The sequence below is a fragment of the Cupriavidus sp. FW306-01-F10A genome (assembly GCF_058782785.1).
The window spans coordinates 26,490-44,926 of record NZ_JBYSYA010000022.1 but is presented as its reverse complement, the minus strand read 5'-3'; the positions used below and the strand labels follow the sequence as shown (position 1 = coordinate 44,926).

Here is an 18,437-nt window from a genome sequence, read left to right as displayed (position 1 = left end):
TCAGACTCCCAGATAGGCTTCACGCACGCGCGGATCGGCCTGCACCTCGTGCAGCGCCCCGCTGGCGATGATTTCACCGTAATAGAGGACATGGGCCGTGCCGCAGATCGTCATCAGCCCCATGTCGTGCGAGACCAGCAGGATGGTCATGCCCTCCTGGTGCAGGCGCACGATCCATGCGCGCAGCAGTTCGATCTCTTCGCTGTTCAGCCCCGACGACGGCTCGTCCAGCAACAGCAGTCCCGGATTGCCGATACAGGCACGCGCCAGTTCGACGATGCGCCGCTGGCCGGCCGGGAGGGTGCCGGCCCGGAGCTGCAGCAAGCGCTCCAGCCCGAATTTCCCGGCACATGCCAGCGCCGCATCGTGCATGGCCGCCAGCTCGCGGCGCGACGCCGGCGTGCGCAGCATCGCCTGCAGCACGCCCGCGTGGGTGGCCTTGTGGCAGCCTGCCATCAGGTTCTCGAGCACGGTCATGTGCTCGAACACCTGCGGCGTCTGGAAGGTGCGCACCAGGCCGGCGCGGCTGCGCTGCTGGACGGTGTCGGCGGTGATGTCCCGCCCCGCGAGCGACACCTTGCCCCCCTTCGGGCGCAGGAAGCCGGAGACGATATTGAAGCAGGTGGTCTTGCCGCTGCCGTTCGGGCCGATCAGGCCGACGATATGGCCGGCCGGCACGTCGAAGCTGACATTGCGCAGCACCTCCAGCCCGCCGAAGCTGTGCGCGACCGCGTCGAGGCGCAGCAATGCCTGCGCCGGGCGCACGGCTTGTGGCGCCGTGCCAAAAGCAGGAACGGGATGGTTCATCTTGCCTCCTTCAGTCCAAGCATGCGCTGCAGCGCACCAGCGATGCCGCCCATCATCCCGCCGGGCATCAGCGTGACCACCAGCACCAGCACCGTGCCGAACAGCACCTGGTGGAAATCCCCCAGCCCGCTCAGCAGTTCCGGTACGAGCGAGACGAACAGCGCGCCAAGGATCACGCCATAGGTCGAGCGGGCCCCCGCCACCACCGGCACCAGCAGGAACACGATGGAACGCTCCGCCGTAAAGCTCTGCACGCTGACGAACGACACGTAGTGGGCAAACAAGGTTCCGGCCAGCGAGCCCAGCATGGCCGACAGCACGAACATCGAGGTCTTCAGCCGGTGCATGTCCACGCCCAGCACCTGCGCCGCCGGCGCGGCATCGCGCATCGCCCGCATGGCCAGGCCCGGGCGGCCCTTGACCAGGTTGTCGACCAGCCACAGCAGCACCGCGAGCAGCGGCCAGACGAAGTAGTAGTAGCGCTCCGGGGTGTCCAGCACATAGCCGAACCAGGACAGCTTGGGAATGCCGCCGATTCCCAGCGTGCCGCCGGTCAGCCAGTCCCACTCGAAGAACAGCACGTTGGCGATGCTTCCCACCGCCAGCGTCGCCAGCGCCAGGAAGAAGCCGCCCAGGCGCAGCACCGGCACGCCGATGGCCGCAGCCAGCGCGGCGCTGATGACCAGTCCGGCAGCCGCACCGGCCAACGCCGGCCAGCCCAGCGCCGTGGTGCAGTACGCCGAGGCGTATGCGCCGATGCCGTAGAACGAGGCCTGCGCCAGATTGACGATGCCGCACTGCCCCAGCAGCAGGCCCACGCCAAGGCCGCCCACGGCCAGGATGGCGGCGAAGTTGAGCAGATCGACGTGATGCCGCGACAGCAGCTGCCCGGCCGCCACCCACAGCAACACGCCAGCCAGGATGAACGCGCGTGACGGGTTCATGGTTATCCTCCCTTGCGCCCGGCCCGGCCCAGCACGCCGTTGGGCAGCAGAATCATGATGACGATCAGGATCGACAGCGCGATCACGTCGCGATAGCCAGACGGGAAACCCACCACCGCCAGCGATTCGGCCAGGCCGAGCAGCAGGCCGCCCGCCACGGCCCCGAGCGGATTGCCCAGGCCGCCGAGAATGGCCGCGGCGAAGCCCTTCAGCGTGAGGCCGATGCCCATCTGGTAGTTCATCGACAGCAGCGGCGTGACCAGCACGCCGGCGATCGCGCCGAACCCGCCGCCGAGCAGGAACGTGTACGTGCGCATGCGGCGCACGTTGATGCCGGTGGTGGTGGCGCCATCCGGATCGAGCGAGGCAGCGGTCATGGCCAGGCCCGCCAGGGTCCTGGTGTAGAACAGGCGCAGCGCACCGACCAGCAGCACCGCAATGCCGGTCAGCGCCAGCGCATGCACGGGCGTGGTGGCGCCGAACAGCTCCACCACCCCCTCCCCGCCAATCGCCGGCAGCAGGTGCGAATCCCGGCCGCCGAAGTAGAGCGCCGCGGCCGACAGCGCAAAGGCCAGGCCAATGGTCAGCAGCAGGAAGCTCTCTTCGCCGGCGCCGCGGCGCAGCATCGGCCGCACGAACAGCACGTCGATGGCCAGGCCGCTGGCGGCACCGGCGGCAATGCCGCCGGCAATCGCCAACGCATATGGCAGGCCCAGCGCCTTCAGCGCGAACACCGCCACCAGCGCGCCGATCACCGCGAACTCGCCCTGCATCGCATTGACGATGCGCGTGCCCTTGAAGATGATGGCCATGCCCACGCCGATCAGCGCGTAGACAAAGCCATTGGTGATCCCGGACAGGATCGCCTGGAATACGAGGGTGGTGGACATACCAGCTCCTTTCCCGCGACCGTCGCAGGCTATGGTTTGGCCTTGTAGGGCAGCCGCTCGAACTGGCCCTTCTGCAGCTTCGAGTACGTGAAGCCGGCCAGCGTCATGCCGCCCATATCGGGCGCGGCGAAGTCGTAGCCGCTGGTGACGCCCTGGTAAGGCCGGCGCAACGCGCTGCACAGCTTGTCGCCCGGCGCATCGGCACCGGCCGCCTTCAGGCCCGCGGCCAGGGCCATGACCGCATCCCAGCCCACCGCCGAGAAATGCTTGGGCAGCTTGCCGTACTCCTTGCGGAAGGTCTCGACAAATTCCTTCTGCCGGGGCAGCGGGTCTTCGGACACGATGAACTCGGGATGGATGATGTTGTCCGCGGCCTCGCCCATGGCCTTGACGGTCTCGTAGGTAGCCGTGCCATGCACGGAGATGATGGGAACGCCGACCTTCAGCTGGCGCACGTTGCGGAACGGCGCGGGCGAGGTCGAGATGACGATGATCGCATCCGGCGTGGCCGCCTTGATCTTGGCCGCCTGGGTGGTGACATCGGTGGCGGCGATCTCGAACTTCTCCACCTGTATGAAGCTGACGCCGTACTCGCGGTCCAGCGTCTTCAGGCTGGTCCATACCACCTGCCCGTAGCCCGAGTCATGCAGCACGCCGACGCGCTTCAAGCCGTTGTCGCGCGCATAGGCCAGCACGGCACGCGCGTTGAGCTCCTGCGACGGCGTCAGGTGGAACACACAGTGGCGTTCACGCTCCACCGCGGGCCCCAGTCCCGAGAACGAGAACAGGGGCACCTTCTGCGCCTGTGTGATGCCGCCGATTGCAACCGTCTGTGCAATGCCCGATGGCCCGACGATGGCGCGAACCTTGTGCGTATGGAGCAGCGCGTTCGCCTTGGCGACGGCGGAATCCGGGCTGGAGCCGTCGTCTTCGACAATCATTTCCAGCGGCCGCCCGCCAATGCCCCCACGGGCATTGACGACCTTCTGCGCCAGCAGCGCGCCTTCGCGCTCGGCCTGGCCCACGGCGGCAAGGCCGCCGGTGATCGAGAACAGGCCGCCGATGCGGACCGGTTCGGCGCCGGGCTTGCCCTGGGCCAGCACCGGCGGCATCGCCAGCGCCAGGGCAAGCCCGGCGGCGACGAACAGGGCGCGTGGCGCCCGGGTGATCGGGTTGTGTTTCATGTCTCCATCCTTTTTTATAGCTATCGGGTTGGCCCGATTACACTGCGCCGGGCTCGCCTGCCCACTCGAGCACATCGGCCAGCGCGGCGATGTCGAGATGGTCCTGCCGGCGCTGCTGCATCAGCGCCAGGTATTGCCGCACCAGCGACGACATCGGCAGCGCGACCGCGTTGTCGCGGGCCACCGCCAATGCCAGGTCGAGGTCCTTCACCACCAGCGAGATCGGGCCGACGGCGGCGTAGTCGCGCTGCTTGAGCTGCTCTGCCTTGGTGCGGTAGTGGGCGCTGCCGACGATGCTGTCGTTGATCGCATCGACCATCAGCGCGCGGTCCAGCCCGGCGCGCGCGCCGAATGCCAGCCCTTCGCCGATCACCGCGGTGCTCATGAACACCATCATGTTGATCATCAGCTTGATGACGCGGGCCTCGTCCGCGCCGCCCACGTAGGACTGGCGCGCGGTCAGGCACGCCAGAATGGGCTGCACCGCGTCGAAGGCCGGCCGCGGCCCGGACACGAAGCAGCTCAGCTGCGCGCTGGCCGCCAGCGATACCGTGCCCGACACCGGCGCGCGCAGAAAAGCGGCGCCGCGCTGCACGAGCGCGGCGGCCACCTCGGCCGAGGCGTCGGGCGAGACCGTGCTCATGTCGACAAAGACCTTGTCCGCCGTTGCGGCCCCGGCAACGCCGCCAGGGGCCAGGAACAGGTCGCGCAGCCCGCCATCGTCGAAGATCGTCGAGAACACCACATCGGATTCCGCCACCAGTGCCTGCGCGGACGGCGCCACCGCGGCCCCGGCAGCGGCCACCGCCTCGCACTGCGCCGGCACACGGTCGAAGACCTTGAGCAGGTAGCCGGCTTTCAGCAGGTTCAGGCACATCGGCCGGCCCATGGCGCCAACGCCGATCCATCCAAGCCGCGGTGATTGCACCGTGTGTGCGTTGCTTGTGTTGGTCATGGCCCGCCCCCTACTCGACCCTGACGCCGGACAGCTCGACCAGCTTGCGGGTCTGGCGGGTCTGCGTCTCGATGTACTGCGAGAACTGCGCCGGGCTCAGCTTCATCGGCACCATCCCCTGCGCGGCGAAGTGCTTCTCGACGAAGTCCTTGTCGTCCAGGATCTCGCGGATGGTGGCATTCAGCTTGTCGACCACTGCGCGCGGCACCTTGGCCGGGGCCAGCACGCCGTAGACGGCCGAGATATCCATGTCCTTGTAGCCGGCTTCGGCAAAGGTCGGCACCTGCGGCAGCGCGCGCGTGCGCTTGTCGCCGCTGACGGCGAGCACCTTGAGCTTCTTTGCCGCAACAAAGCTCTGGATCGTCGGCAGCGCCGGGAAGGTCATCAGGATCTGGCCGCCGACGACGTCTGCCACCGCCGGCGCCGAGCCCTTGTACGGCACGTGGACCAGGTCGGTGCCGGCCAGCTTGTTGAACAGCGCGCCCATCAGGTGCGGCTGGCTGCCGCTGCCGAACGAGCCGTAGCTGAGGGCTTGCGGGCGGCCCTTGGCATACGCGGCCAGGTCCTTGACGCTGTCCACCGGCAGGCTGCCCGAGACGGCCATGACCAGCGGCACGTAGCCGATCGTTGCCACCGGGGCAAAGTCGCGCGCGACGTTGTACGACACCGACGGCAGCACCACCGGGTTGAGCACGAAGGTGGCATCGTTGGTGAGCAGCAGCGTGTAGCCGTCGGGCTGCGCCTTGGCCACCGCGTCGGCGCCGATCACGGTATTGGCACCGCTCTTGTTTTCCACCACCACCGGCTGGCCCAGCTTCTCAGACATGCGCTGCGCCAGTTGCCTGGCGATGATGTCGGTGGTTCCGCCCGGTGCGTAAGGCACCACCATGCGGATCGGCTGCGTGGGATAGGTCTGCGCCAGTGCGGCGCCCGTGCCTGCCAGGCAGGCCAGGCCGAAGGCTGCGGCACGCAGCGCGTGAATCGTATGAAATTGCCAGGACATAAGGTCTCCATCCATTGTCTGTGTCGACGGTGCCGGCTCGGACGGCCGGCTGCCGTCAGGGGATCATTCAGTCAAAGAGCCAGGGCTCCAATTGCCGCCGCGCCTGTTCGTAATCCCGGATCTGCCCGGCATGGCGCAGCGCCAGCGCGATATCGTCCAGGCCGTTCAGCAGGCAGTGCTGCTTGAACGGATCCAGCGTGAAGGCAATGGCCTCACCCGACGGCGTCACCACCTGCAGCGCGGCGAGGTCCACCTGCAGCCGGTAGCCCGGCGTGGCCGCGATCTCGGCGAACAGGCGCTCGACCACGTCCGGCGCCGCGACGATCGGCAGCAGGCCGTTCTTCAGGCAGTTGTTGTAGAAGATGTCAGCAAAGCTGGGCGCGATCAGCGCGCGCAGGCCGAAGTCCTCCAGCGCCCACGGCGCATGTTCGCGCGATGAGCCGCAACCGAAGTTCTCGCGCGCCAGCAGGATCGAGGCGCCGCGGTAGCGCGGCTGGTTCAGCACGAAATCCGGGTTGAGGGGCCGGCTGCTGCAGTCCTGTCCGGGCTCGCCGTGGTCGAGGTAGCGCCAGTCGTCGAACAGGTAGGGGCCGAAGCCGCTGCGCCGGATCGACTTCAGGAACTGCTTCGGCAGGATGGCGTCGGTATCGACATTGGCTCGGTCCAGCGGCGCCACCAGGCCGTCCAGCGTGGTAAAGGCTCTCATTGCTCGGTTTCCTCCGGTGGTCTACAGCGAGCGCACATCGATGAAGTGGCCCGCCACCGCGGCCGCGGCCGCCATCTGCGGGCTGACCAGGTGGGTGCGCCCGCCCGGCCCCTGCCTGCCTTCGAAGTTGCGGTTAGAAGTGGAAGCGCAGCGCTCGCCGGCCGCCAGGCGGTCATCGTTCATGCCCAGGCACATCGAACAGCCCGGTTCGCGCCATTCGAAGCCGGCGGCGATGAACACCTGGTCCAGCCCCTCGGCCTCGGCCTGCGACTTGACCAGCCCGGAGCCCGGCACCACCAGCGCCTGCCTGATGCGCGGCGAGACATGGCGCCCGCGCAGCACCGCCGCCGCGGCGCGCAGGTCTTCCAGGCGCGCATTGGTGCATGAGCCGATGAATACCTTGTCCAGCGCGACCGCCTCGATCGGCGTATTCGGCAGCAGGCCCATGTAGTCCAGCGCCTGCTCGATGCTCTTGCGCCGCACCGGGTCGCGCTCGTCGCGCGGATCGGGAATGCGCTCGCCGACGGCCACCACCATTTCCGGCGAGGTGCCCCAGGTCACATGCGGGCGGATCGCGGTGGCATCCAGCTCCACCACGGCATCGAAGGCGGCGCCCGGATCGCTGCGCAGCGTGCGCCAGTAGCCGGTGGCGGCGTCCCACATCGCACCGGCCGGTGCCTGCGGGCGACCGTCCAGGTAGGCCAGCGTGGTTTCATCCACCGCCACCATGCCGGCGCGCGCGCCCGCTTCGATCGCCATGTTGCACACGGTCATGCGCGCCTCCATGCTGAGGCCGCGGATCGTGCTGCCGGCAAACTCGATCACGTGACCGGTGGCGCCGGCGGTGCCGATGCGGCCGATCAGCGCCAGCGCGATGTCCTTGGCGGACACGCCACGGGGCAGCTCGCCCTCCACCCGCACCAGCATCGACCTGGGCTTCTTCATCCACAGGCATTGCGCAGCCAGCACCTGCTCGACTTCAGAGGTGCCGATGCCGAAAGCGAATGCCGCGAACGCGCCGTGCGTGGACGTGTGCGAGTCGCCGCAGGCAATGCTCATGCCGGGCAAGGTGGCGCCGCGCTCCGGACCGACCACGTGCAGGATGCCCTGGCGCGGATCGTCCATGCCGAAGTTGACGATGCCGGTGTCTGCGCAGTTCTGGTCCAGGGCCTCGACCTGCGCGCGGCTGACGGGATCGGCAATGCCCAGCTTGCGCGCGGTGGTCGGCACGTTGTGGTCGGCCGTTGCCAGCACGGAAGCGGCGCGCCACACCTTGCGCGCGTTCAGGCGCAGGCCTTCGAAGGCCTGCGGGCTGGTCACCTCGTTGACCAGGTGGCGGTCGATATAGATCAGCGCGGGTCCGTCCGGCTCCTGGTGGATCACGTGGCTGGCCCAGAGCTTGTCGAGCAGGCTCGCCGGGCGGTCGGGTTCAGTCATGGGGGTCTCTCCTTGTATTTCTCGTGGCGGACGCGGGTTACCTTGCGCCCACCCACTCAGGCACCGGATGCAGCTCGGTGCTCTTGCCGGCCTTGACCACCTGCCCGGAAATATCGTGTCCGACCAGCGCCGGCAGCTCGCGCGCCGCGCCAAGCAGCCGGTCCAGGTCGACACCGGTGTCGATGCCGGAAGACTCCAGCATGTGCACCAGGTCTTCCGTGCAGATATTGCCGGTCGCGCCCGGCGCAAAGGGGCAGCCGCCCAGCCCGCCCAGCGACGCATCGAAACTGTCCACGCCCGCCGCCAGACCGGCCAGCACATTGGCCAGGCCCATGCCGCGCGTGTTGTGGAAATGCAGGGTCAGCGGCACGCCCGGGAACCAGCGCAGGAACGCCTCGACCAGCTTGCTCACCTGGCGCGGGTCGGCCATGCCGGTGGTATCGGCCAGCGTGATGCTGTCCATGCCCAGTTCCAGGTAGCGGCCCGCGGCCCACTTCACCCGTTCCGGCGCGATCTCGCCTTCGAACGGGCAGCCGAACGCGGTCGCCACGCAGCCGCTGACAGCCAGATCGGCCGACTGAGCCAGCTGCATCACGCCGCGGAACTGCTCAAGCGACTGTTCGCAGGTCATGCGCATATTGGCCAGGTTGTGCGTCTCGCTGGCCGACATCACCAGGTTGATCTCGTCGAGATCGCACTCCAGTGCGCGCTCGCAGCCGCGCGCATTGGGCACCAGCGCGGTGTAGACCACGCCCGGATGGCGGCGGATGCCTTTCGCGACCGCCTCGGCATCGCGCAGGTTCGGGATCGCCTTGGGCGAGACAAAGGAGGTGATCTCGATCCTGGCCAGGCCGGTTTCCGAGAGGCGGTCGATCAGCGCGATCTTCTGTTCGGTGGGGACGAATTCAGGCTCGATCTGGAAGCCGTCGCGCACGGACACTTCATTGATGCGCACGCGCCGGGGGGCATTAGGAAGCCACATGGTTCTTTCCTTTCTTTCCTTTTTTGTAGGGGGCGGGCCTCAGACCACGCCGGCGGCGCGCAGCGCGCGCAACTCGTCGCCGGCAATGCCGATGCCCGCCAGGATCTCTTCGGTGTGCTGGCCCAGTTCGGGGCCGATCCACCTGGTGCGCCCAGGCGTTGCGCTGAGCTTGGGCACGATGCCGGACAGCTCCAGCGGCGAGCCATCGGGCAACTGGTGCGGCTCGATCATGTCGCGCGCGCGGTAGTGCGCGTCGCTGCTGATCTCCGCCGCGGTGTAGATCTTTCCGCAGGGCACGGCCGCGGCTTCCAGCGTTGCCAGCACCGTGTCGAGGTCATGCGCGGAAGTCCACGCGGTGATGGCGTCGTCGAGCATGGCGTTGTGCTGCGCGCGCCCGTCGTTGTGCGCCAGGCGCGGGTCTTGGCCCAGGTCGTCGCGGCCGATGGCGGCCATGAAGCGCCGGAAGATGGCGTCGCCGTTGCCGGCGATGATCACGTACTGGCCGTCCTGGCACGGATAGGTATTCGACGGCGAGATGCCCGGCAGGCTGGCGCCCGAACGCTCGCGCACGTGGCCGAACTTGGCGTACTCCGGCACCAGGCTCTCCATCACGGCAAACACCGACTCATAGAGCGCCACGTCGACAAACTGCCCTTCGCCCTGGTTGGCGCGCAGGTGGTGCATGGCCAGCAAGGCGCCGATGACGCCATACAGCGACGCCAGGGTGTCGCCGATGCTCACGCCCGAGCGCACCGGCGGCCGGTCGGGATAGCCGCTGACATAGCGCAGCCCGCCCATCGATTCGGCAATCGCGGCAAAGCCGGGGCGGTCCTTGTAGGGACCGGTCTGGCCGTAGCCGGAGATGCGCACCATGACCAGCGCGGGGTTCACCTTGCGCAGGTCTTCCCAGCCCAGGCCCCATTTCTCGAGCGTGCCGGGGCGGAAGTTCTCGATCACGATATCGGCTTCGGTGACCAGCTTGCGCACGATCTCCTGGCCCTGCGCCGAACGCAGGTCCAGCGTCAGCGACTTCTTGTTGCGGCTCTGGCTATACCACCAGAGCGAGGTGCCTTCATACAGCTTGCGCCACTTGCGCAGCGGGTCGCCGTCCTTGGGCGATTCGATCTTCAGCACTTCGGCGCCGAACTGCGCGAGCAGTCCGCCCGCATACGGGCCTGCGATCAGCGAGCCGAGTTCGATCACGCGGACGCCCTGCAGCGGCATCGTTCCGTTGTTCGCTTCGTTAGCCATGGCGGTTTGCTGCTCCTGTGGATACGGTGGTCTGTGATGCAAGATTGGAAGAACCCGCGCGCACGGTAAAGCAACCATTGGCGAGCCCGCCATCGCGAAAAACGATGGCAGCGCTGGCGCGCTATTCGTCCTCGCGCAGCCGGTCCACCAGCAGCCGCGCCACCGCGGACAGGCCCTCATACGCACGCACGCCGATCACCAGCTGGCGCGCGGCCCACGCTTCATCGAGCGCGACGGTGCGGATGCCAAGGGTCTGCTGGTAAGGCCCGGCGCTGGACCTGGGCAGGATCCCCAGGCCCAGTCCCGCCTGCACCATCAGGCACAGCGCGTCGTAGCCGGGCACGTGGATGCGCGGCTTGAACACGCGGCCCGCCTCGCTGGCGGCCTTGGCCAGCTGCAGGTGGATCTGGCTGCCTGCGTGCAGGCTGACAAAGTCGTAGTCGAAGGCCTCGCGGATGGTCACCGAGTGCCGCCCGGCCAGCGGATGCGCGCCGGGCACCACCACGACCAGTTCGTCGCGCCGGTAGGGGAACGTCTCCAGTTCCGCACCCACCGCACCCGCGGTGAAGATGCCGATGTCCGCGGCATTCTCGGCCACCGCGCGCACGATGGCGGTGCTGACGCGCTCTTCCAGGTGCACGTCGATCAGCGGGTACTCGGCCAGGAACGACTTGAGCTGCGCCGGCAGGAACTGCGTGATGGCCGAGATATTGGCCATCACCCTCACCTGCCCGCGCAAGCCGCCGCCGTAGTCGCGCATGCGCACCAGGATGTCATCCAGGTTGTGCAGCACGCCGCGCGCCAGGTGCGCCAGCTCCATCCCGGCCATGGTCGGCTGCACGCCCTTGTTGCTGCGCATCAGCAAGGCCGTGCCCAGCCCCTGCTCCAGTTCGCTCACGCGCTTGCTGACCGCGGCCGCGGCGAGGTGCGCGTGCTCCGCCGCCGCGGCGATGGAGCCGGTTTCGGCCACGGCGACAAACAGGCGCAGCGAAGTGGGGTCGAGTCTCATGATGCGGTGTCTCCCGGATCCGGTGGCCTGCGGTGGCCCCGGTCCTTGTGTTGCAGGCGGTCTGTTGCAGCTAAAATGCGGTCATGACCTCCGCCGCCAAACCATCCGCCCCCGTCGACAACGACACTCCGCCGAAGCTCGAGGAAGGCCACCGCGACTACGTCGCGGCGCTGGCGCGGGGCCTGGCGGTGATCCAGGCCTTTACCGAGACCACGCCGGAACTGACGCTGAGCGAAGTGGCGCAGGCCACCGGCATGACGCCCGCGACCGCACGCCGCGCGCTGCTGACGCTGCAGGCGCTGGGCTATATCGGCGCCAACGGCCGCCGCTTCGTGCTGCTGCCCAAGGTGCTGTCGCTGGGCGCCGCCTTCCTCAGCTCGATGAACCTGCGCGACATCGTGCAGCCGTTCCTGCAGGAGGTGGCCGAGCGCTTCCGCGATTCGGTCTCGCTTGCCATCCTCGACGGCGACAGCGTGGTCTACCTCGCGCATGTGCCCAGCCGCAGGCGCATCGCCTTCCGCGCTTCGGTGGGTTACCGGCTGCCGGTCCATTGCACCTCCCTTGGCCTGGCCTTGCTGGCGCACGCGCCCAAGGCCCAGCAGAACAAGATCCTCGACAAGGCGCCATTCCAGAAATTCACCCCGCTGACGCTCAGCGATGCCGACGCGCTGCGCGCGGCGCTGGCACGCGCGCTCGAGCAGGGCTATGCCATCCAGGACAGCCAGCTGGAGCTGGGCGTGCTGTCGATCGCCGTGCCGGTGCGCGACCCGCAACAGCGCGTGATCGCCGCCATCAACTGCTCCACCGAAACCGAGCGCACCAGCCCCGACGAACTGGTCGCCACCCGGCTGCCGGCGCTGCGCGAAGCCGCCGCGTCGATCGAGGCGGCGATCCGGCGCGCGCCGGCGCTGGCGCACTCCATTACCTCCGCCTCCTGAACCGCCTCGCGCGCCGGCTTACTGCGCCGCTTCAGGCTGCAGCACGATATCCAGGTTGACCAGCTGGTAGCCGTCGCGCTCCGGGTGCGGCAGCGCGTCGACGATGTGGTCGTCGATGGTCGAGAAGATGCAGTCGACCGGATTGGCCGGATCACCGGCGAAATACAGCTGCGACGTCAGCGTCCGGTAGCCCGGCTGCATCACCCGGTAGTGGATGTGCGGCGCGCGCTGCCGGTTGCGGCCCAGCCGCTTCATCAACACGCCCACTTCGGTATCCTCGCGCCCGATGATGTAGCCACCCGGGCGGATGGTGAACACCTGGAAGCTGCCATCCGCCTCGCAACGCAGCTTGCCGCGCAGGTTGTCTTCGGACTGCGAGTCGTCTTCGTTCTCATAGCGGCCGAACTGGTTGGGCTGCCATACGATCATCATCGCGCCCGGTACCGGCGTGCCGGTGGCGGCATCCAGCACGCGGCCGCGCACCTCTAGCCGCTGGCCAGGCTCGTCGTCGGTGGCGATATGGCACGGGTTGGAGCCTTCGGCGATCTCGTCCTTGGGGAACGGGCCGGTCACGTTCTGCGGCGTGGCGTGGTCATCGGTGCGTGCCAGGTCCAGCGCGCGCATGGTCAGTCCCATCATGTCGCACAGCATGATCAGCTCATCCTGCTGGGCCACCTTGCCCATCCAGGTGGCGATCCGGTAGAGCTGCTGGTCGGTCAGCTTGAGTTCGTCCAGCATGGCGTGGAAGTGCTTCAGCGCCACGCGGAACTGCGCCTGCAGGACCGGGTCCGCGCCGGGCGCATCGCTGCACATGGCATCGAAGGCGCGTTGCAGGGTGTAGTTGTCGGGGTTGTTCATCGTTGTCTCCGGTGATTCTGTGTCAGTGGCCGGCGGCGGCCATGTCGATGGCGCGGGCGAACAGGGTTCCATCCGCTTTCAGCTTGTGCTTGGCCGGCTTGTGCGTCGGGGTGTGCGGAATGGCATCCACGGCGACGACATAGCGCGGCAGCTTGTGCACGGCCAGCCGGTCCCGAGCCCAGGCGAGCAACTCGCCCGGCTCGACCGACTGCCCCGGACGGAACTGCACCGCCAGCAGGATCTCTTCTTCGCCCAGGTCCGCCGGCACGCCGATGGCCGCCGCTTCCTCGACTGCGGGGTGCTCGCCGAAGATCCGGTCGAGCTCGGCGCCGGACACGTTCTCGCCCTTGCGGCGGATCACGTCCTTCTTGCGTGCGACGAAGACGTAGTAGCCATCACTGTCCTGGCGCACCAGGTCGCCGGTGGCAAACCAGCCGTCGCGGAACGCGGCCTCGGTCTGCGCGGCGTCGCGGTAGTAGCCCTGCATCAGCGTCGGGGTGCGGATCAGCAGTTCGCCCGCGGCGCCGGGTGCCACGTCGTGGCCGTCGTCGTCGACGATGCGCGCCTCGGGCACCGGCACGGCCGGGTCCGGGTGCGGCGAGATCAGTCCCATGGTGCCGAGCTTGTGCGGGCCGTTGAACGGATTGGCGATGACGCCGGGGATTTCCGTCATGCCGTAGCACTCGATCAGGCGCGGCACGTGGAATTCCTGCTTCATCACCCGCACCATCTCCTGGGTCTGCGGCGCAATGAACATCTTGGTGATGCGATGGCCCGGCACGAATTCCGCGCGCGGGCGCCGCGCCAGGATGCTGCCGGCAGCAGCCACCAGATTGACCTCGGTCGCGCCGCTCTCGGCCGCGAAGCGCCAGAACGACGACGCCGAGAAGCGGCGCATCAGCACCAGGCAGCCGCCGCAGGCCAGCGCCCCGCCCACCGAATACATCAATGCATTGATATGGAACAGCGGCATCACGCACATCACGCGCTCGTCCGGCTGCAAGTGCAGGCGGCCGACAAAGGCCTCGGCCGTCAGCACGTAGCCGCGATGGCTGTGCATGGCGCCCTTGGGAAAGCCGGTGGTGCCTGAGGTGTAGATGATCAGGGCGGTGCTGCGGTCGCTGTCGACGCCCGGCGCAGCGTTGGCCGGCTGCACCGCATGCGCCGCGATCGACGCGGCCAGCGTCGGCACGCCGTGATCGCCATCCTCGTTGGCGCGCAGCCAGACGTCACCGCCCAGGTCCGCGGCCACGGCCGCGCCGGTTGCGAGCGTGCCGGGCGCGCAGACCAGGCCGCAGACCTGCGCGTGCCGGAATACGTACAGCGCCTCGTCGAGCCGGTATTCGGGATTGGCCGGCACCATGGTCGCGCCGATACGGGCCAGCGCGAACATCAGCACCACGGTGGACGGATGGTTGGTCGAGAGCACGCCGACACGGTCGCCGGGGCGGACTTGCATCGCCTGCGCCAGCCAGTCCGCGGTGAGGGCGATCCGTTGGTCGAGCTGGCGATAGCTCCAGGTCTCGCCCTCGAACACAAGCGCCGGCTTGGCCGGGTGCGCCGCCACGCGGGCGGCAAGGAAACCAGTGAGTGTGGCATCGTGGGCGCGGTACTGCCTGAGCACATCGAGCGGCGCCACCAGCGCGTCGCCGGCAGGGAGTGCGGGCGGCTTCATGATGCTTGCGCCGGCGCGGCGCTGTAAGTGATGGCGTGTTCGGCGGCGTCGGCCAGGATAAAGCCGATGGGTTGCGCACGCTCTTCCTGCAGGTGGGCGATCAGGCTCGCCACGCGGGCCAGCATCGGCACACCCTTGAGCGCGCTGGCGGGATAGCCGGCATCGAGCAGCACCGCGGGGATCGCGCCCGACACATTGAGCGGCAAGGCCTTGCTGTAGTGCTCGGGAACCGCCGCGGCCACCGCCTCGAGCGCGGCGACGTGGTCGCCCGCGATGCCGAGTTCACGCGCGAACGCCAGCAGGCGGTGCGCACGCGGATCGCCCTGCTTGTGCGTGGGGTGGCCAAAGCCCGGCAGCGGCTGCCGTGCCTGCCGCAAGGCCCGCACCACCGCGTGCGCGCTGTCTGCCAGCGTGCCGGCGTCGCGGCCGGCCAGCACTTGCGCCAGCATCTGCCCGGCGGTTTCCGAGGCCCCCAGGATGACCGAGCCGCAGCCCAGCACGCCCGCGGCCACCGCGCCCTGCAGGGCGTCGGGGGCGGCGGCGAGCGTCATGCGCGCGGCCTGCACCGACGGCACCAGTCCGTGTTCGGCAATGGCGACCAGGCAGGCATCGGTGATGGCCACCAGCTTTTCGTCCGGCTGGCGGCCGGTAAGCAGGAACAGAAAGTAGGCCGTAAAGCCGATCTTGCCGATCAGTTCCTGGCTGAGATCCTTGCCATGCACCGACACCCCGTGGAGATCCACATGGGCAATGGCGGTGTGGCCGGTGCGTTTGGCATCCGTCACGTTGTCTCCTATTTTTGCGCTACGCGCAATCTAATGCGGTATACGAATTATTTTAGGGCGTGCCACGATGCATTGCAAGGTCGGGAATACCTGCACCGGGAGCCAGCCGGCACTGCGCCAGACGCAGCGCCGGCACATCATCAGGCACGGTCCGACGGATCGGTCTCCCCGATCCGGGCGAGCGCGCCATCGGTGAAGGGATCGACTTCGCGTACCGCGCCGTCCAGATACGGATCGACCTTGCGCGCTGCGACCTTGCGGAACTGCTCGTCCACCAGCCGGCCCGGCTGCGAACGCTGCGCCGACGCGGCCGAGGGGATCGAGCCATGTGCCGCACGCGCACCATCGGCATAGACATCGGGCGACCGCACCGCGGCCTGGGCCGCCGAAGCCATCACCAGCACGACTGCTGCGCCAAACATTGCCGTTTTCATCACTTGCTCCTGTTAAGCATCGAAGAGAAGAGCGCCGGTTCTGGCCGGGGTCTGGGTTCCAGTCCTTCAGTGCGTCGCTCATGGTGAGCAAATATAGTTAAAACCGTACCGTACGGTATTTTCCAATTCGAAATGAGTCGTTCTGATTTTTTGAAGCCATGAGCCTGTCACATTGGGAAACGCAGCAGCCTGCCGGCTTTTGGTAGACTGCGCAGAGTCTCCCCCGGCATGGGGCGCGACGCCACGCCTGCACCAGATGAGCTCTCCAGAAAGCGCTTCCCCCCCTGTGGTCCACCACCCGCCCGTGCGCATCACGCGCCGCGGCGAAGAGAAACGCGCGCTGATCCTCAGCACCGCCGCGGACATGTTCCTGGAACATGGCTATGACGGCGTCAGCCTGGATGACATCGTCAAGGCGTGCGGCGGCTCCAAGACCAACGTGTACAGCTATTTCGGCGGCAAGGATGGACTCTTCGTCGCGGTGGTGGAGCGGCTATGCGACCGCTTCCTGGAGAAGACAGAGAAAGGACTGGACCTGTCGCGCTGCAACGCCGCGCAGGGCCTGCACAGGATTGCCCACAGCTTCCTGCATTCGCTGCTGGAAGAACGGCACCTGGCGTTCCTGCGGCTGATCTTTGCGGAGTCGCGGCGCTTTCCGGCGCTGGGCAATGCCTGGTACACGCGCGGCCCGGAGGCAACGTGCGCCTATATCGCGGCCTTCCTGTCCGCGCAGCAGGCCAACGGCATCCGTCTTGCGGCAAGTCCCGAGGCCAGCGCCCGGCTCTTCCACGGCATGGTGCTGGCCAGCGTGCTGCACCGGACGCTGGCCACCGGCATGCGGCCGGACGAAAGCGAGACCGGTGCGCTGGTCAACAACGCCATCGCGGTGATCGTGCCGAAGGACTGAAATCGCAGCGCGGATCGCTCATCGCGCCGGGATGTCCGAGATGCCTTGAATGCGCCATCCTCTGACACAAGGCATCTGATGGGCCAGAAAAACAAAAACCCCGGAAGACCGCGATCTTCCGGGGTTTCGCCGCCATGACTGGCGGAGACGGAGGGATTCGAACCCTCGATCCAGGTTTTGGCCCGGATGCTCCCTTAGCAGGGGAGTGCCTTCGACCTCTCGGCCACGTCTCCCAAACTTGCGTTGTGTGAGGGAGCCACACAACGAAGCGCGTATTCTAGCGGCGCCGCACGTGTTGGTCAACGAAAAATCGATCACTCAACACAAAAATCGCGACCCCGCCAGAAGTGTTCACGAACGGATCACGCCTGTTCCAGTTCGAAAGCCTTGTGCAGCGCGCGCACGGCCAGTTCCATGTACTTCTCGTCGATCAGCACCGAGATCTTGATTTCCGAGGTGGAGATCATCTGGATGTTGATGCCCTCTTCCGACAGGGTGCGGAACATCTTGCTGGCGATGCCAACGTGCGAGCGCATGCCCACGCCCACCACCGACACCTTCGACACCTTCGGGTCGCCCGACACGCTGCCGGCGCCGATATGCGACTTGACGCCGTCGTTCAGGATGGCCAGGGCGCGCTGGTACTCGCCGCGCGGCACGGTGAAGGTGAAGTCGGTCTTGCCGTCGACGGACTGGTTCTGGATGATCATGTCGACGTCGATGTTGGCGTCGGCGACCGGGCCCAGGATCTGGTAGGCGATGCCCGGCTTGTCCGGCACGCCCAGAACGGTGATCTTGGCTTCGTCACGGGCAAAGGCGATGCCGGAGATGACGGCTGCTTCCATGGTGGAGTCTTCCTCAAAAGTGATCAGCGTGCCCGAGTGCATTTCCTGCTCGAGCGGCATAAGCGGGTCGGTCAGCGACGACAGCACGCGGGTCTTCACGCGGTACTTGCCGGCGAACTCCACGGAGCGGATCTGCAGCACCTTGGAGCCGAGGCTGGCCATTTCCAGCATTTCTTCGAAGGTGATCTGGTCCAGGCGGCGGGCGTCTTCGACCACGCGCGGGTCGGTGGTGTACACGCCGTCGACGTCGGTGTAGATCAGGCACTCGTCGGCTTCGATCGCGGCGGCAATGGCCACGGCCGAGGTGTCCGAGCCGCCACGGCCGAGCGTGGTGATGTTGCCGTCGTCGTCGATGCCCTGGAAGCCGGTGATCACGACCACGCGGCCGGCGTCGAGGTCGCCGAGGATGCGCTCGTCGTCGATCGATTCGATACGGGCCTTGGTATAGGCCGAGTCGGTCTTCACCGGCACTTGCCAGCCGGTGTAGCTGACCGCGTCGATGTCTTGGCCGTGCAGCGCGATGGCCAGCAGTGCCACGCTGGCCTGTTCGCCGGTGGAGGCGAGCATGTCCAGTTCACGCGGATTGGGCTGCGGCGAAATTTCCTTGGCGAGTCCCAGCAGGCGATTGGTCTCGCCCGACATGGCCGAAGGCACCACGACTACGCGGTGACCGGCGCGGTGCCACTTGGCCACGCGCTTGGCGACATTCTTGATGCGTTCCGTGGAACCCATCGAAGTGCCGCCGTATTTGTGAACGATGAGAGCCATCTTCTTGTCGACGCCAGCGATTGTGCAAAGCCCTTGAAAATACACGAACAAGCCCTGTC

18 protein-coding genes and 1 tRNA gene are annotated in these 18,437 nt (G+C 67.5%); 2 read left to right on the top strand and 17 right to left on the bottom strand.

The window, feature by feature from the left end:
• The 11 genes from AC3WLF_RS25060 to AC3WLF_RS25010 form a co-directional block, all read right to left on the bottom strand.
• Window positions 1–807 carry an ABC transporter ATP-binding protein gene (locus tag AC3WLF_RS25060; protein WP_492321003.1) on the bottom strand — a complete coding sequence of 269 codons (807 nt, stop codon included), beginning with the start codon at window positions 805–807 and terminating at the stop codon, window positions 1–3.
• Window positions 804–1,751: a branched-chain amino acid ABC transporter permease gene (locus tag AC3WLF_RS25055; RefSeq protein ID WP_492321002.1), complete on the bottom strand. Its 948-nt coding sequence runs from the start codon at window positions 1,749–1,751 to the stop codon at window positions 804–806. The genes AC3WLF_RS25060 and AC3WLF_RS25055 overlap by 4 nt, the downstream gene beginning before the upstream one ends.
• Window positions 1,752–1,753: 2 nt before the next feature.
• Window positions 1,754–2,641, bottom strand: a complete 888-nt coding sequence (locus tag AC3WLF_RS25050; RefSeq protein WP_492321001.1) for a branched-chain amino acid ABC transporter permease — start codon at window positions 2,639–2,641, stop codon at window positions 1,754–1,756.
• A gap of 29 nt (window positions 2,642–2,670) precedes the next feature.
• A complete protein-coding gene (locus AC3WLF_RS25045) occupies window positions 2,671–3,825 on the bottom strand; it encodes an ABC transporter substrate-binding protein (protein WP_492358971.1) in 1,155 nt (384 codons plus the stop codon).
• A 37-nt stretch (window positions 3,826–3,862) separates the two neighbouring features.
• A complete protein-coding gene (locus tag AC3WLF_RS25040; RefSeq protein WP_492351775.1) occupies window positions 3,863–4,780 on the bottom strand; it encodes an NAD(P)-dependent oxidoreductase in 918 nt (305 codons plus the stop codon).
• Window positions 4,781–4,790: 10 nt separating this feature from the next.
• A complete protein-coding gene (locus AC3WLF_RS25035) occupies window positions 4,791–5,783 on the bottom strand; it encodes a Bug family tripartite tricarboxylate transporter substrate binding protein (RefSeq protein ID WP_492320998.1) in 993 nt (330 codons plus the stop codon).
• Between the two features lie 67 nt (window positions 5,784–5,850).
• Window positions 5,851–6,489 (bottom strand): 3-isopropylmalate dehydratase small subunit, encoded by a 639-nt coding sequence (leuD, locus tag AC3WLF_RS25030; RefSeq protein WP_492320997.1) that lies wholly within the window; start codon window positions 6,487–6,489, stop codon window positions 5,851–5,853.
• A 21-nt stretch (window positions 6,490–6,510) separates the two neighbouring features.
• A complete protein-coding gene (leuC, locus tag AC3WLF_RS25025; protein ID WP_492320996.1) occupies window positions 6,511–7,926 on the bottom strand; it encodes a 3-isopropylmalate dehydratase large subunit in 1,416 nt (471 codons plus the stop codon).
• Between the two features lie 37 nt (window positions 7,927–7,963).
• Window positions 7,964–8,908: a hydroxymethylglutaryl-CoA lyase gene (locus AC3WLF_RS25020; protein WP_492320995.1), complete on the bottom strand. Its 945-nt coding sequence runs from the start codon at window positions 8,906–8,908 to the stop codon at window positions 7,964–7,966.
• 39 nt (window positions 8,909–8,947) lie between these two features.
• Window positions 8,948–10,159 carry a CaiB/BaiF CoA transferase family protein gene (locus tag AC3WLF_RS25015; RefSeq protein WP_492358970.1) on the bottom strand — a complete coding sequence of 404 codons (1,212 nt, stop codon included), beginning with the start codon at window positions 10,157–10,159 and terminating at the stop codon, window positions 8,948–8,950.
• A 121-nt stretch (window positions 10,160–10,280) separates the two neighbouring features.
• Window positions 10,281–11,168, bottom strand: coding sequence for a LysR family transcriptional regulator (locus tag AC3WLF_RS25010; protein ID WP_010808952.1), 888 nt, complete (start codon window positions 11,166–11,168; stop codon window positions 10,281–10,283).
• Window positions 11,169–11,251: 83 nt separating this feature from the next.
• Between AC3WLF_RS25010 and AC3WLF_RS25005 the strand changes: the two genes are divergently transcribed.
• Window positions 11,252–12,106: an IclR family transcriptional regulator domain-containing protein gene (locus AC3WLF_RS25005; protein WP_492358969.1), complete on the top strand. Its 855-nt coding sequence runs from the start codon at window positions 11,252–11,254 to the stop codon at window positions 12,104–12,106.
• Window positions 12,107–12,124: 18 nt separating this feature from the next.
• Here the strand turns inward: AC3WLF_RS25005 and AC3WLF_RS25000 are convergent, their stop codons facing one another.
• From AC3WLF_RS25000 to AC3WLF_RS24985, 4 genes are all read right to left on the bottom strand, one after another.
• Window positions 12,125–12,964, bottom strand: a complete 840-nt coding sequence (locus tag AC3WLF_RS25000) for a dioxygenase family protein (RefSeq protein ID WP_492357052.1) — start codon at window positions 12,962–12,964, stop codon at window positions 12,125–12,127.
• A gap of 22 nt (window positions 12,965–12,986) precedes the next feature.
• The gene (locus tag AC3WLF_RS24995; protein ID WP_492320990.1) at window positions 12,987–14,639 is read right to left on the bottom strand and encodes a class I adenylate-forming enzyme family protein; all 1,653 of its coding nucleotides are present in this window, start codon (window positions 14,637–14,639) and stop codon (window positions 12,987–12,989) included.
• Window positions 14,636–15,424, bottom strand: a complete 789-nt coding sequence (locus tag AC3WLF_RS24990) for a citryl-CoA lyase (RefSeq protein ID WP_058696897.1) — start codon at window positions 15,422–15,424, stop codon at window positions 14,636–14,638. Before AC3WLF_RS24990 ends, AC3WLF_RS24995 begins: the two co-directional genes overlap by 4 nt.
• Window positions 15,425–15,564: 140 nt before the next feature.
• On the bottom strand, window positions 15,565–15,858 hold the full coding sequence (locus AC3WLF_RS24985; protein WP_492351772.1) for a hypothetical protein: 294 nt from the start codon (window positions 15,856–15,858) through the stop codon (window positions 15,565–15,567).
• Between the two features lie 256 nt (window positions 15,859–16,114).
• Between AC3WLF_RS24985 and AC3WLF_RS24980 the strand changes: the two genes are divergently transcribed.
• Window positions 16,115–16,765 (top strand): TetR/AcrR family transcriptional regulator, encoded by a 651-nt coding sequence (locus tag AC3WLF_RS24980; RefSeq protein ID WP_492351771.1) that lies wholly within the window; start codon window positions 16,115–16,117, stop codon window positions 16,763–16,765.
• Between the two features lie 139 nt (window positions 16,766–16,904).
• Here the strand turns inward: AC3WLF_RS24980 and AC3WLF_RS24975 are convergent.
• Both AC3WLF_RS24975 and AC3WLF_RS24970 read right to left on the bottom strand, forming a co-directional pair.
• Window positions 16,905–16,998 (bottom strand) — tRNA-Ser (locus tag AC3WLF_RS24975).
• A gap of 129 nt (window positions 16,999–17,127) precedes the next feature.
• On the bottom strand, window positions 17,128–18,378 hold the full coding sequence (locus tag AC3WLF_RS24970; protein WP_492320986.1) for an aspartate kinase: 1,251 nt from the start codon (window positions 18,376–18,378) through the stop codon (window positions 17,128–17,130).
• Window positions 18,379–18,437: the final 59 nt, after the last annotated feature.

What these genes read in the sequence shown, in the direction of transcription:
- AC3WLF_RS24970 (WP_492320986.1), bottom strand. Translation starts at nt 18,378, where the DNA reads ATGGCTCTCATCGTTCACAAATACGGCGGCACTTCGATGGGTTCCACG.
- AC3WLF_RS25055 (WP_492321002.1), bottom strand. Translation starts at nt 1,751, where the DNA reads ATGAACCCGTCACGCGCGTTCATCCTGGCTGGCGTGTTGCTGTGGGTG.
- AC3WLF_RS24995 (WP_492320990.1), bottom strand. Translation starts at nt 14,639, where the DNA reads ATGAAGCCGCCCGCACTCCCTGCCGGCGACGCGCTGGTGGCGCCGCTC.
- AC3WLF_RS25060 (WP_492321003.1), bottom strand. Translation starts at nt 807, where the DNA reads ATGAACCATCCCGTTCCTGCTTTTGGCACGGCGCCACAAGCCGTGCGC.
- AC3WLF_RS25005 (WP_492358969.1), top strand. Translation starts at nt 11,252, where the DNA reads ATGACCTCCGCCGCCAAACCATCCGCCCCCGTCGACAACGACACTCCG.
- AC3WLF_RS24985 (WP_492351772.1), bottom strand. Translation starts at nt 15,858, where the DNA reads ATGAAAACGGCAATGTTTGGCGCAGCAGTCGTGCTGGTGATGGCTTCG.
- AC3WLF_RS25020 (WP_492320995.1), bottom strand. Translation starts at nt 8,908, where the DNA reads ATGTGGCTTCCTAATGCCCCCCGGCGCGTGCGCATCAATGAAGTGTCC.
- AC3WLF_RS25000 (WP_492357052.1), bottom strand. Translation starts at nt 12,964, where the DNA reads ATGAACAACCCCGACAACTACACCCTGCAACGCGCCTTCGATGCCATG.
- AC3WLF_RS25010 (WP_010808952.1), bottom strand. Translation starts at nt 11,168, where the DNA reads ATGAGACTCGACCCCACTTCGCTGCGCCTGTTTGTCGCCGTGGCCGAA.
- AC3WLF_RS24980 (WP_492351771.1), top strand. Translation starts at nt 16,115, where the DNA reads ATGAGCTCTCCAGAAAGCGCTTCCCCCCCTGTGGTCCACCACCCGCCC.
- AC3WLF_RS25050 (WP_492321001.1), bottom strand. Translation starts at nt 2,641, where the DNA reads ATGTCCACCACCCTCGTATTCCAGGCGATCCTGTCCGGGATCACCAAT.
- AC3WLF_RS25035 (WP_492320998.1), bottom strand. Translation starts at nt 5,783, where the DNA reads ATGTCCTGGCAATTTCATACGATTCACGCGCTGCGTGCCGCAGCCTTC.
- AC3WLF_RS25015 (WP_492358970.1), bottom strand. Translation starts at nt 10,159, where the DNA reads ATGGCTAACGAAGCGAACAACGGAACGATGCCGCTGCAGGGCGTCCGC.
- leuD (WP_492320997.1), bottom strand. Translation starts at nt 6,489, where the DNA reads ATGAGAGCCTTTACCACGCTGGACGGCCTGGTGGCGCCGCTGGACCGA.
- AC3WLF_RS25045 (WP_492358971.1), bottom strand. Translation starts at nt 3,825, where the DNA reads ATGAAACACAACCCGATCACCCGGGCGCCACGCGCCCTGTTCGTCGCC.
- leuC (WP_492320996.1), bottom strand. Translation starts at nt 7,926, where the DNA reads ATGACTGAACCCGACCGCCCGGCGAGCCTGCTCGACAAGCTCTGGGCC.
- AC3WLF_RS25040 (WP_492351775.1), bottom strand. Translation starts at nt 4,780, where the DNA reads ATGACCAACACAAGCAACGCACACACGGTGCAATCACCGCGGCTTGGA.